Annotated in this window: 11 protein-coding genes; 5 read left to right on the top strand and 6 right to left on the bottom strand. The window is 65.4% G+C overall.

What is annotated here, in order from left to right; translation table 11 throughout:
* Nucleotides 1-52 precede the first annotated feature (52 nt).
* The 3 genes from ACF8NF_RS11330 to ACF8NF_RS11320 form a co-directional block, all read right to left on the bottom strand.
* Nucleotides 53-937, bottom strand: coding sequence for an ABC transporter permease (locus tag ACF8NF_RS11330; RefSeq protein WP_016446315.1), 885 nt, complete (start codon nt 935-937; stop codon nt 53-55).
* Between the two features lie 124 nt (nt 938-1061).
* Nucleotides 1062-2033: an ABC transporter substrate-binding protein gene (locus tag ACF8NF_RS11325; protein ID WP_016446314.1), complete on the bottom strand. Its 972-nt coding sequence runs from the start codon at nt 2031-2033 to the stop codon at nt 1062-1064.
* 404 nt (nt 2034-2437) lie between these two features.
* Complete coding sequence (locus ACF8NF_RS11320; protein ID WP_343740125.1) at nt 2438-4138, bottom strand: electron transfer flavoprotein-ubiquinone oxidoreductase; 1701 nt, start codon at nt 4136-4138, stop codon at nt 2438-2440.
* A gap of 217 nt (nt 4139-4355) precedes the next feature.
* Between ACF8NF_RS11320 and ACF8NF_RS11315 the strand changes: the two genes are divergently transcribed.
* Together ACF8NF_RS11315 and ACF8NF_RS11310 are read left to right on the top strand one after the other, a co-directional pair.
* The gene (locus ACF8NF_RS11315; RefSeq protein WP_312841471.1) at nt 4356-4775 is read left to right on the top strand and encodes a thioesterase family protein; all 420 of its coding nucleotides are present in this window, start codon (nt 4356-4358) and stop codon (nt 4773-4775) included.
* A 148-nt stretch (nt 4776-4923) separates the two neighbouring features.
* Entirely contained in the window at nt 4924-5505 is a 582-nt protein-coding gene (locus tag ACF8NF_RS11310) for a GDSL-type esterase/lipase family protein (protein ID WP_312841470.1), read from the top strand.
* A 36-nt stretch (nt 5506-5541) separates the two neighbouring features.
* Here ACF8NF_RS11310 and ACF8NF_RS11305 read toward each other — a convergent pair whose 3' ends face one another.
* From ACF8NF_RS11305 to ACF8NF_RS11295, 3 genes are all read right to left on the bottom strand, one after another.
* The gene (locus ACF8NF_RS11305) at nt 5542-6594 is read right to left on the bottom strand and encodes a methionine synthase (RefSeq protein ID WP_343740126.1); all 1053 of its coding nucleotides are present in this window, start codon (nt 6592-6594) and stop codon (nt 5542-5544) included.
* 104 nt (nt 6595-6698) lie between these two features.
* A complete protein-coding gene (locus ACF8NF_RS11300) occupies nt 6699-7682 on the bottom strand; it encodes a DUF1852 domain-containing protein (RefSeq protein ID WP_034366714.1) in 984 nt (327 codons plus the stop codon).
* A gap of 208 nt (nt 7683-7890) precedes the next feature.
* Nucleotides 7891-8907, bottom strand: a complete 1017-nt coding sequence (locus ACF8NF_RS11295; protein ID WP_016446309.1) for a LacI family DNA-binding transcriptional regulator — start codon at nt 8905-8907, stop codon at nt 7891-7893.
* Between the two features lie 110 nt (nt 8908-9017).
* Here ACF8NF_RS11295 and ACF8NF_RS11290 point away from each other — a divergent pair, with 110 nt between their 5' ends.
* The 3 genes from ACF8NF_RS11290 to ACF8NF_RS11280 are packed head-to-tail and all read left to right on the top strand — an operon-like array spanning nt 9018 to nt 12413.
* Nucleotides 9018-10049, top strand: a complete 1032-nt coding sequence (locus ACF8NF_RS11290) for a Gfo/Idh/MocA family protein (RefSeq protein WP_392450608.1) — start codon at nt 9018-9020, stop codon at nt 10047-10049.
* Nucleotides 10046-11641 (top strand): acyl CoA:acetate/3-ketoacid CoA transferase, encoded by a 1596-nt coding sequence (locus tag ACF8NF_RS11285; protein WP_046985419.1) that lies wholly within the window; start codon nt 10046-10048, stop codon nt 11639-11641. Before ACF8NF_RS11290 ends, ACF8NF_RS11285 begins: the two co-directional genes overlap by 4 nt.
* On the top strand, nt 11634-12413 hold the full coding sequence (locus ACF8NF_RS11280) for an enoyl-CoA hydratase/isomerase family protein (RefSeq protein WP_043791169.1): 780 nt from the start codon (nt 11634-11636) through the stop codon (nt 12411-12413). The genes ACF8NF_RS11285 and ACF8NF_RS11280 overlap by 8 nt, the downstream gene beginning before the upstream one ends.
* Nucleotides 12414-12434: the final 21 nt, after the last annotated feature.

Below are 12434 nucleotides of genomic sequence, written 5' to 3'. Positions count from 1 at the left end.
TCCCTCGCGCAGCGAGTAGAGAGGGGGAAGCGGCATAGCCGCTCAGGGGGTGTCATTTCCTTTGCGCAAACTTGCGCTTCAGTTGGGGGATCACCAGGGCGACGGTCACCAGCAGCGCGGTGACAAGGTTCAGATCCTGGGCCTTGAGGCCGATGAAATCGCTGTTGAGGGCCGCTGCGATGAAGAAGCGGTACACGATGGCGCCCACCACCACGGCCAGCGTGGCCCAGACGATGCGGCGCGAAGGCAGGATGGACTCGCCCACGATCACGGCAGCCAGGCCGATGACGATGGTGCCGATGCCCATCGAAATGTCCGAGCCGCCCTGGGTCTGCACGAACAGCGCGCCGGCCAGGCCGACCAGGCCGTTGGAGATCGCCATGCCCAGCAGGATCATGGCGCCGGTGTTCACGCCCTGCGAGCGTGCCATGCGGGCGTTGGAGCCCGTGGCGCGGATGGCCAGGCCCCGTTCGGTGGCGAAGAACCAGTCCAGGCCCAGCTTGGCCAGCACGACGATGACGAACAGGATCAGCGGGCGCATCACATAGTCGGCCACGCTGTCGGGCTGCAGCAGGGTGAACAGCGTGGTCTCGTTGATCAGCGGCACGTTGGGGCCGCCCATGATGCGCAGGTTGACCGAGTACAGCCCGATCATCATCAGGATGGAGGCCAGCAGGTCCATGATCTTCAGGCGCACATTGAGCCAGCCCGTGATCAGGCCCGCGACGGCGCCAGCGGCCGTGCCGGCCAGCGTGGCCAGCCAGGGATTGGTGCCCGTGGAAATCAGGATGGCGCAGACGGCGCCGCCCAGCGGAAAGCTGCCGTCCACCGTGAGGTCGGGAAAGCGCAGCAGTCTGAACGAGATGAAGACGCCCAGCGCCACCAGGCTGAAGATCAGGCCGATCTCGACGGCACCGAGCAATGAAAAGAGGGACATAGGAAGAGCGACAGGCGCGTGGGAACGGAAAACGACTTAAAAAAAGGGCAGGGCCATGTTGCCATGGCGCCTGCCACCGTGGGCGCACTGCCCGGGTTGGTCCCGGGCAGGCAAACCCCGGGTATTACTTGATCACCTGGGCGGCCGACTTGACCAGCGCGTCGGACAGCTTGACGCCCTGCTTCTCGGCGGCGCCCGGATTCACGAACAGCTCCATCTTGGTGCTGACTTCGGTCTTGAGGTCGCCGGGCTTCTCGCCCTTGAGGATGCGCACCACCATGCGGCCGGTCTGCTCGCCCAGATCGCGGTAGTTGATGCCCAGGGCAGCCACGGCGCCGCGCTTGACGGAGTCGGTGTCCGAGGCCACCAGCGGGATCTTGGCGTCCTGGCCGACCTTGACCAGCGACTCGTAGGCCGAGACCACGTTGTTGTCGGTGTTGGTATAGATCACATCGACCTTGCCGACCAGGCTGCGTGCAGCGCTGCTGACGTCCACGGAGCGGGGAGCGGCGGCTTCCACCAGGGTCATGCCCAGCTTGGGCAGCAGGGTCTTGAGTTCCTTGACGACCACGGCGGAGTTGGCCTCGCCGGGGTTGTAGACCATGCCCACGCGCTTGGCGTTGGGCACGACCTGCTTGACCAGCTCCATCTGCTTGTCCAGGGCCAGCAGGTCGGACACGCCGGTCACGTTGTTCTTGGAAGGCTCCCAGCTGGGCACCAGCTTGGCGGCCACGGGGTCGGTCACGGCGGAGAACACCACGGGCACGGTCTTGGTGGCGGCGACCACGGCCTGGGCCGAGGGCGTGGCGATGGCGACGATGGCATCAGGCTTGTCGCCGACGAACTTGCGAGCGATCTGCGCGGCCGTGCCGGTGTTGCCCTGGGCACTCTGGTACTGCCACTTGAGGTTCTTGCCGGCTTCGTAGCCTGCTTCCTTGAGCGCGGCCTGCACGCCGTCGCGCACGGCGTCGAGTGCAGGATGCTCGACGATGGCGGTCACTGCGACCGACTTCTCGTCAGCGGCGTGGGCGCCGCCCGCAATGGCGGAAATTGCCAGGGCCAGCGCGCCCAGGGGCGCCCAAGACAAGTGCTTCATACGTGTATCTCCAACGTGCTTGTGGTTGTTCCTGTTTGCTCAGCAGAAGGCCGCACAGGACGGTCGCGGCGCTTCGCGGCAAAGTCTACTGCAGCCGCCCTGTACGCCTTGGCGTTTGGACGACCCGGTTTTCACCTATAGGTTTGTATCTAAAAATTGGCATGAAATCTGCGGGGAATGCCCTAGGTGCAACTTTTTCATGCGTCTTGGACAGGTTTGGCGATGCAGGTTTGCGTCTTCAAGGGCCTGTTTTTGGCTTTGCCGTGCATTTTTATTGCGTGCGATGGCATTTCGGATGGCCTTCTATGCTTTCTGCACCGATGTTGCTTTGACGAGGCTCAAAGAAAAAGCCTGCACAAGCAGGCTTGGGCAGGCTTCAGAGAAGGGCCGGTGTGGCGCGCGGATCACATGCCCGCGTAGTTCGGCCCTCCGCCGCCTTCGGGCGTGACCCAGACGATGTTCTGCGTGGGGTCCTTGATGTCGCAGGTCTTGCAGTGCACGCAGTTCTGGGCGTTGATCTGCAGGCGCTTGCCGCCCTGGGCCGTGTCGTCCACGAACTCGTAGACGCCGGCTGGGCAGTAGCGCTGCTCGGGGCCTGCGTACTTGGTCAGGTTGATGGCCACGGGCACCGAGGCGTCCTTGAGCGTCAGGTGGGCGGGCTGGTCTTCGGCGTGGTTGGTGTTGCTGATGAAGACGCTGGACAGGCGGTCGAAGGTCAGCTTGCCATCGGGCTTGGGGTAGTCGATGGGCTTGCACTCGGCCGCCGGCTTCAGGTAGGCGTGGTCGGGCTTGTCGCGGTGCAGCGTCCAGGGGATGTTGCCCTTGAGCACGAACTGCTCGATGCCGTTCATCAGCGTGGCCGTGGTCAGGCCCTTCTTGAACCAGGCCTTGAAGTTGCGCGACTTGTTCAGCTCTTCGTACAGCCAGCTGTTCTCGAAGGCCTGGACATAGGCGCCCAGCTCGTCGCCCTGGCGGCCCGCGACGATGGCGTCATAGGCGGCCTCGGCGGCCAGCATGCCGGTCTTGATGGCGGCATGGCTGCCCTTGATGCGGCTGACGTTCAGGAAACCTGCGTCGCAGCCCACGAGCGCGCCGCCCGGGAACACGAACTTGGGCAGGGACAGCAGGCCGCCGGCCGTGATGGCGCGCGCGCCGTAGCCCAGGCGCTTGGCCGGCTTGATGCCCTTGGACTCGTCGCCTTCCAGGTAGTAGCGGATGTTGGGATGGGTCTTCCAGCGCTGGAATTCCTCGAAGGGGCTCAGGTAGGGGTTGGCATAGTCCAGGCCCGTGATGAAGCCCAGCGTGACCTTGTTGTCGTCCAGGTGGTAGAGGAAGGCGCCGCCGTAGGTCTTGCTGTCCATGGGCCAGCCGGCCGTGTGCATCACGAAGCCGGGCTTGTGGCGTGCCGGGTCGATTTCCCACAGCTCCTTGATGCCCAGGCCGTAGCTTTGCGGGTCCTTGCCGGCGTCCAGCTGGTACTTGGCGATGATCTGCTTGCCCAGATGGCCGCGTGAGCCTTCGGCAAAGATCGTGTACTTGGCGTGCAGCTCCATGCCCAGCTGGAACTCGCCCGTGGGCTCGCCGTCCTTGCCGATGCCCATGTTGCCGGTGGCCACGCCCTTGACCGAGCCGTCCTCGTTGTAGAGCACTTCGGCAGCGGCAAAGCCCGGGAAGATCTCAACGCCCAGTGCCTCGGCCTGCTCGCCCAGCCACTTGACCACGTAGCCCAGGCGAACGATGTAGTTGCCATGGTTCTGGAAGCAGGCCGGCAGCAGGAAGTTGGGCGTGCGCAGGGCGGATTTCTCGCCCAGGAAGACCATGGCGTCATCGGTGACGGGCTGGGTCAGGGGCGCGCCCTTTTCCTTCCAGTCAGGGATCAGCTCGGTCAGCGCACGCGGGTCCATGATGGCGCCCGACAGGATGTGGGCACCGGGTTCCGACCCCTTTTCCAGCACGACGACGGAGACATCCTGGCCTTTTTCGGCCGCCAGCTGCTTGAGGCGGATGGCCGTGGCCAGCCCGCCGGGGCCGCCGCCGACCACCACCACGTCGTATTCCATGGCTTCGCGCGGCCCGTACTGGGCCAGGATTTCTTCGTTCGTCATCGGGGTGTCTCGCTTGGATATTGAAAAACAGGATGGTCGGCAGACCGAACGTTTGTTCGGTTGCAGCGCAAAAGCCGCAATGCGGTGGATTCTATGACGTGCTTGGACCCTGCCGTTGCTGATAGGTGACAGCGCGGGAATCCGCCCTGCTGCACAGTGACCGGGGGCTGCGGGGCATGGTGCCTTGCGGTGGCGCTACAACAAGGAGACTGCAGGCATGCGCATAGAGATTCCAGAATATAAAAAATGGGTTCACGAGATGCGATTCAAAGTGCGCTGGGGCGACATGGACGCCATGGGCCATGTCAACAACGCCATGTACTTCCGCTATCTGGAGACTGCACGCATCGACTGGATGGTTGAAGCGGGCATGGCGCCTACGCCGGGTGGGCAGGGGCCGGTCATCGTCAATGCTTTTTGCAACTTCCACCAGCAGCTGGCCTATCCCGACGAAGTGCTGCTCAAGATGTACGTCAGCGACCCCGGCCGCACCACCTTCGAGACCTGGGGAACCATGGAACGCGTCTCCGAACCCGGCGTGATCTGCGCGGCCGGTGGCGGCACCGTCATCTGGGTGGACTTTCCCAGGCAGAAGGCCGTCGAGCTGCCGGGCTGGGTGCGGGAGATGGTGGGATAGCGGCCCTGGCGCCCTTCAGATGATGTACCTGGGGACTGCACGCCAGGCCGTGGCGCCCGGAGTGCCTGTGGGCGCGGGAGCCTCGCGGATCATCGGGTGAACGACACATGCCGTGTCGTCCATGCCCGCATTCCCCAGGAGGTTCGATATGGATTGGTTGCAAAAGCTGCTGTGCCGGCTGTTTGGCTATCGCTGCCCGTTGAGCATCGAGCTCAACGGCGACAGCATTCTCAACGGCTACGGCGTGGACATCACGCCGGTGCAGCGCATCCAGGCGGCACGCCCCTGGTGGACGCTGGATGACAGGTGCATCAACGGCCTGCGGTTGCAAAAACTCATGCTGACGTTTGCCGACGTGCCGCATAGCAGCCGCGTCACGGTCATCGCCCTGGGCGCTAATGACGGCTTCGGCCTGGTTCCGCCAGACGAGTACCGGGCCGACCTGCTGGAGGCCGTGCGCATCAGCCGGGAATGTGGCTCCACTCCCGTGTTCACGGGCCTGCCCGGCATGCCGCTGGGGCGCTTTCCCGTGGAATGGACGGACAACCTGGACGCCCTGAACGCGGTGATGCACGACGTCGCCACGCAACAGGGCATACCGCACGCCGGCTGGGATGCGGACTTTCGGGGTGACGAAGACCTGAACCCGGATGGCGTGCACCGCACGCAGGCGGCCAGCGACCGATTGGCGCAACTGCTGATCCAGACGATTGACGGGCTACCGCGCTGAGCCTGCAGAGCCGGGCCATTTCAAGCTGTGGGGCACTCAGGCCGTGTCTCGCAGTGCCTGATGTGGGGCCGCCGCCAACCGCTCCTTTGCCAGCCGCGTGCCTGCTGCCAGCGCTTGCAGCTTGCGCCACGCCACGTCGCGGCCCATGGGTGCGAGGCCGCAGTTCGTGCAGGGGAACAGCCGCTCCTTCGGCACGAACTCCAGCGCCCGGCCGATGGTGTCGGCCACCTCTTCGGGGGTCTCGACCACGTCGCTGGCCACGTCGATCACGCCGACCATCACGTCCTTGCCGGCCAGCAGCCTCATCAGGTCGGGCGGCACGTGGGAGTGGATGCACTCCAGGCTCACCTGGTCGATGCGGCTCCTGGCCAGCGCGGGGAACACCGTCTCGTACTGGCGCCATTCATCGCCCAGGGTGCTTTTCCAGTCCGTATTGGCCTTGATCCCGTAGCCGTAGCAGATATGCACGGCCGTCGTGCAGGTCAGGCCCTGCGCCGCACGTTCCAGCGCCTGCACGCCCCAGTCGGCGGCGTCCTTCATGTAGACGTTGAAGGCGGGCTCGTCGAACTGGATGATGTCCACGCCGTCGGCCTGCAGCGCCAGGGCCTCCTGGTTGAGCAGCTCGGCGAAGGCGAAGGCCATCTTCACCCTGTCGCCATAGAAGCGGTCCGCCACGGTGTCGACGATGGTCATGGGGCCGGGCAGCGTGAACTTCAGCTTCTTCCTGGTGTGCGCGCGTGCCAGTTGGGCCTCGAAGGCATGCACGCGGCCCTTCAGGCGCAGGGCCGACACCACCTGCGGCACCATCGCGTCGTAGCGGTTGTCGCGGATGCCCATCTTCACCTTGTTCTCGAAGTCGATGCCCTCGACCTGCTCCAGGAAGCCGTGCACGAAGTGCTGGCGCGACTGCTCGCCGTCGCACACGATGTCCAGGCCTGCGTCTTCCTGGGCCTTGATCCACAGCAGGGTTGCATCGGCCTTGGCCTGGCGAAGCGCATCGCCTTCGGCCTTCCACTGGGGCCAGAGCTTGTTGGTTTCAGCCAGCCAGGCGGGCTTGGGCAGGCTGCCGGCGATCGAGGTTTCGAACATCTGGGAATTCCTTCAAATCAAACAGGGGTATGGCGGGCGTGCTCCGGGACGGTTTTCCCGGCCCGCCACGGATTGGGTGCCATGGCAGGCATGGCGGCGGGTGGCTACAGGGCGAAATCGGCAGCCCATTGCTCAAGCACATTCTTGTACGGCTTGATGAAGTGCTGCTCTGCAAACTTGCCCTGCTTGACAGCCAACTGGCTGCGCTCTTCCCGGTCATAGACAATCTGCGTCGACGAGTAATCGTGATTCTTCAGGCTGGGTTGATAGAGCATCCCGGCTGCAGAATTCGCGTTGTAGATTTCGGGGCGATAAATCTTCTGGAAGGTCTCCATGGTGCTGATCGTGCCGATCAGCTCGATATTCGTATAGTCGTTCAGCAGGTCGCCGTGAAAGTAGAAGGCCAGTGGCGCAACGCCATTTGGAGGCATGAAGAAGCGAACCTGCATTCCCATCTTCTCGAAATACCGGTCGGTCGAGGAGAACTCGCTCTGCCGATACTCGATGCCCAGTATGGGGTGCCGGTTTCCGGTGCGCTGGTAGGTCTTGCTGGTGGACACGCTGATACAGATGACGGGCGGCTTGTCGAAGTGCTGCCTGTAGGTGCCTGAACTGGAAAATTGCCTGAACAGCTTTCCATGCAAGTCGCCAAAATCATCGGGGGTGCCGAATTCGGATCGGTTGGCGTTGTACTGCGCAAGCACAACGCTGAAATCGTAGTCGCGCACGTAGGAGGAGAAATTGTTCCCTGCGATGCCGTCTATGCGCTTGTGGTTCTTCTTGTCGAGGATGCTGGTCTTCAATATCTCGATCAACGGAAACGCACCAAGGCCGTTTCTGGCGCCAATTCCCATTTCGACCGAGATGATCTCGAGCTCCACCGAGTAGCGATCTCCCGTGGGATTGTCCCAGTGGGCCAGGTCGTTGAAGCGGTTGTCAATCATCCTCAGCGTGTTGCGCAGGTTCTGCTGCCGGCAATCGCCACGGGCCAGATTGGCAAAGTTGGTGGTAATTCGCGTGCTGTCCGATGGTTGATAGTCTTCATCGAAACGAATGCGCTTGAGATGGAAGCTGAGTTCTTGGTTCATTGTGATCTGCGACCTGATTCATGCCCTTGCCGAAAACTGCGGGCAAGCAATAGGTGCGGATGTTATGGACGGCAATCGATGAAGTAAAGTGGTCTTATCTCATGAAACCATGAGCCTGGTTCATCAAAAGCCGGCAGGCCAGAGCGCATCCCGCTCAGCGCGGTGGAGCCAGTCGGTATCCGGGCCAGTTCCGACCGCGCCGCGGTCTTCAGGCTGACTGGCGCAGCACCAGCTTGGGCCTGGCCAACAACTGCTGGCGGGGCTGGCCCGGATGGGCCATGCGTGCCAGCAGCAAGGTGGCAGCCTGTTCGCCAAGCTCGGCGGGGCGCACGTCCACCGTGCTCAGGGGGGGATGGGAATGCGCGGCATCGAACACGTTGTCGAAGCCCATGAGCGCGAAGTCTTTGCCTGCGCGCAGTCCGTTTTCGTCCAGGGCAGACAGTGCGCCAAAGGCCACCAGATCGTTGTAGCAGATGGCCGCCTTGATGGCTGGCTGCGCGGCCAGCAGGCTGCGCATGGCGTCATGCCCTCCCGTGCGCGTGGGGCTGGCGGAGAAAACCAGGTCTTCATCGAAAGCCAGGCCCGCATCGGCAAAGGCGGCCCTGCAGCCGCTCAGGCGCTGCTCCAGCATCAGGCCGTCCAGCCCTCCCAGAAAACCGATGCGGCGATGCCCGGCCGCCAGCAGGTGGCGCGTGGCCGCCATCACGCCGTGGGCGTTGTCGGCGCCTGCGAAGTCGTAGCTTCCCTCGCCCAGCGTGCGGATCATGACCACCAGGGGAATGCCCCATGACTGCAGGTCCTGCGCCAGCGAGGCCGGCGTGTCCAGCGCCGGGCACAGCGCAATGCCGGCCGCGTTGTGCTCGCGCATGGTGGTCAGCACTTTTTGCTGGCGCTCCAGGCTTTCGCTGGTGTGGGCCATGAGCGTGATGAAGCCGGCATCGGCCAGCCTGCGCTCCAGCCCCGCCAGCACCTCGGCAAAGAAGGGGTTCATCAGGTCGTTGATCACGACACCGACCATGTTGGACGACTGGCGCCGCAGCTCTCCGGCGCGGCGGTTGTAGACGTAGCCGAGCTGCGCTGCCGCTGCACGCACGCGCTCCGATGTCTCGGCCGGAATCAGGGGGCTGCCCTTGAGCACCAGCGACACCGTTGATTTGGAGACCTGGGCCGCAGCCGCCACGTCAAGGATGGTCACGGCGCGCACGGAAGGGGGCTTGTTCATCATGGTTCGGTGTTTTCCCTGGGTCGGCGCGATTGTGCTTGATCTTCTTTTGGAACGTTCCAATAATCAATTAGAACGTTCCAATAGAAATTATCAATACATGGAGGGAGATCATGAGCGAGGTCGGTTGGGGATTGATAGGGGCCAGCACCATTGCTGCCGATCACATGATCGGTGCCATCCGCGCGCAGCGCGGGCACACGGTGGCGGCGGTCGCCAGCCGCAGTGCAAAGCGCGCGGCGCAGTTTGCTGCCGGGCAGGGCATTGCCCGCGCCTACGACTCGGTGCCCGCCCTGCTGGCCGACCCGTCAGTCCAGGTGGTCTACGTCAGCTCCGACAACGAACTGCGCCACGCCCAGGTCCTTGCTGCGGCAGCGGCCGGCAAGCATGTTCTGTGCGAGAAGCCATTGGCGCTGACCGTGGAGCATGCGCTGGACATGGTGAGGGCATGCCGGGCCGCGGGCGTGGTGCTGGGCACCAACCACCACCTGCGCAACGCGGCAACGCACCGCAGGATGCGCGAGCTGGTGCGCGATGGCGCCGTGGGCCAGCCGCTGTTTGCGCGCGTCTTCCACGCCATCGAACTGCCGCCCTCTGTGCAGGGCTGGCGGCTGGAGCGGCCCGAGGCCGGTGGCGTGATCCTCGACATCGGCGTGCATGACGTGGATGCACTGCGCTTCATCCTGGGGGCTGAGCCGGTGGAGGCGGTGGCGCTGGAGCAGCAAGGACCGCTGTCTCGCAACGGCGTGGCGGACGGCGTGATGGCCGTGCTGCGGCTGGACAACGGCGTGCTGGCGCAACTGCATGCGGCATTCACCGTGGCGCATGCGGGAACCGGCATCGAGATCCATGGCACCTCGGGCTCGCTCATCGGGCGCGATGTGATGACGCAGCGGCCGGGCGGCGAGGTGCTGCTGCGCAATGGGGCCGGCGAGCAGGCCATTGCCGTGGAGCACCACGGTCTCTACGCGCATGGGGTGGCCGCGTTCTGCGCCGCGCTGCGTGGCGAAGGCCTGCCTGCCGCCACCGGCGAGGACGGCGTGCGCTCGCTGGCGGCGGCGGTGGCCATGGCCCAGGCCTGCCGCACGGGCCGGGCCGTGCCCATAGCCAATCCCCTGGCACGGGAACGGGGGGCAGCCGCATGAGCAAGCACATCACCGCCGCACAGGCTGCAGCCTTGCTGCGCGACGGCGACATCGTCAGCGTGAGCTCGTCCAGCGGGCTGGGCTGCCCCGACAAGGTGCTGGCCGCCATTGGCGAGCGCTTCGAACGCGAGGGTGCTCCGCGCAACCTGACCACGCTGCACCCGATTGCGGCCGGCGATATGTACGGCATCAAGGGAATGGACCATCTGGCCCGGCCCGGGCTGCTGTCGCGTGTCCTGGCCGGCTCGTATCCCAGCGGCCCGTCCTCGCTGCCCATGCCTGCGATCTGGCGCATGGTGGTGGACAACCAGATCCAGGCCTACAACATCCCCAGCGGCATCCTGTTCGACATGCACCGCGAGGCGGCTGCGCGGCGCCCGGGCGTGCTGACCCAGGCGGGCATGGGCACCTTTGTCGATCCCGCACAGCAGGGCTGCGCGATGAACGAGCCGGCCAGCCGCCATCCGGTAGTGCGCCTGCAGCATTTCGACGGGCGCGACTGGCTGTTCTTTCCCGCTGTGGCGCCCGACGTGACCGTCCTGCGCGCCACCACGGCCGATGAGCGCGGCAACCTGGGCTATGAGCACGAAGGCGCGCTGCTGGGTGCGCTGGAGCAGGCGATGGCCGCACGCAACAACGGCGGCATCGTCATCGCCCAGGTCAAGCGCATCGTCAGGGCCGGCCACCTGAGGCCGCACGATGTCCGCGTCCCCTGCCATCTGGTGGACCATGTGGTGGTCGATGCCGATCAGTGGCAGACCACGCAGACGGTGTATGACCCGGCCATCAGCGGAGAGGTTGCGCAACCGCTGTCCGGCTTCGAGCCCCAGGCCTGGGGGCCCGAGAAGGTGATTGCGCGCCGCGCCGCCATGGAACTGGCGCACGGGCATGCCGCCAACCTGGGCTTTGGCATTGCGGCCAATGTGCCGCGCATCCTGCTCGAGGAGGGCCTGCATGGCGAGGTGACCTGGGTGATAGAGCAGGGCGCCGTCGGCGGCATGCCGCTGCTGGGCTTTGCCTTTGGCTGCGCGGCCAATGCCGATGCCATCGTGGCCTCGCCCCAGCAGTTCACCTATTTCCAGGGCGGGGGCTTCGATGTGACGCTGCTGTCCTTCCTGCAGGTGGATGGCGATGGCAGCGTCAATGTCTCGCGGCTGGGCGCCAGGCCCTATCTGACGGCCGGCTGCGGCGGCTTTGTGGATATCACGGCCCATGCGCGGCGCATCGTCTTCTGCGGACTTTTCACGGCCGGCGCCAGGCTGCGCGTGGGAGACGGGCGGCTGGACATCCTCGAGGAGGGCGGCACGCGCAAGTTCGTCGGCACGGCCGAGCACATCAGCTTCAGCGGCCTGGTCGGGCGCCAGCGCGGGCAGCGGGTGCGCTATGTGACCGAGCGCTGCGTCATCGACCTCGAAGACCAGGGACTGGTCGTGCGCGAGATCGCGCCCGGCGTGGACCTGCAGCGCGATGTGCTGGAGCAGGCCGGCATGGCGCTGCAGGTGGCGCCCGACCTGCGGCGTATGGATGAGCGCCTGTTCCACGATGCGCCCTTTGGCCTGGCCCTGCAGGCCCGGGAGGTCCGCCGTGGCTGAGACCCTGGTTCAACTGGTGCGCCAGGGCCCAGTGGCCCAGGTCACGATAGACCGGCCCGCACGGCTGAACGCGCTGACCCCCTGCATGCTTGACGCACTGGAGCACATGGCGCGCGAGATCGAGGCCGATGGCGCCATCCGTGCCGTGGTGCTGACCGGCCGTGGCGACAGGGCCTTTTGCGCGGGCGCCGACATCCATGCCTGGGCCGCGCTGCAGCCGCTGGACATGTGGCGGCAGTGGGTGCGCCGTGGCCACCAGGTGTTCGACCGGTGGGCGCGGCTGCGCCAGCCCGTGATTGCGGCGCTCAACGGCCATGCGTTCGGCGGCGGGCTGGAGCTGGCCATCACCAGCGATGTGCGCATCGCCGTCGATACGGCGCAGTTCGCGCTGCCAGAGGCATCGATCGCCACCTGTCCCGGCTGGTCCGGCTCGCAGCGGCTGGTGCGGCTGATCGGCCCCGGCCACGCGAAGTACCTGGCCCTGGGCGGCGTGCGGCTGTCCGCCGATCAGGCGCTGGCCTGCGGGCTGGTGCATGAACGGGTGCCGGCCAGCGAACTGGGCCTGCGCGCTGCTGCGTTGGCCCACGACATGGCAGGCCAGGCGCCCGTGGCACTGCAGCTGACCAAGCAACTGATCAATGCCGCCGCCGGCGAAGACGCACCCGCCGCGCTGGAAGCCATGGCCGCAGCCCTGGCCGCGAGCACGGCCGATGCAGCCGAAGGCCTGCTCAGCTTCAAGGAAAAGCGCGTGCCGCGCTACCTGGGCCGCTGAATCTGCGCCGACCTGCCGACC

The organism is Delftia sp. WSY_22 (genome assembly GCF_043104185.1).
Lineage (GTDB): Bacteria > Pseudomonadota > Gammaproteobacteria > Burkholderiales > Burkholderiaceae_C > Comamonas > Comamonas tsuruhatensis.
The sequence above is the reverse complement of the archived record's forward strand: the minus strand, read 5'-3'. Positions and strand labels throughout refer to the sequence as shown.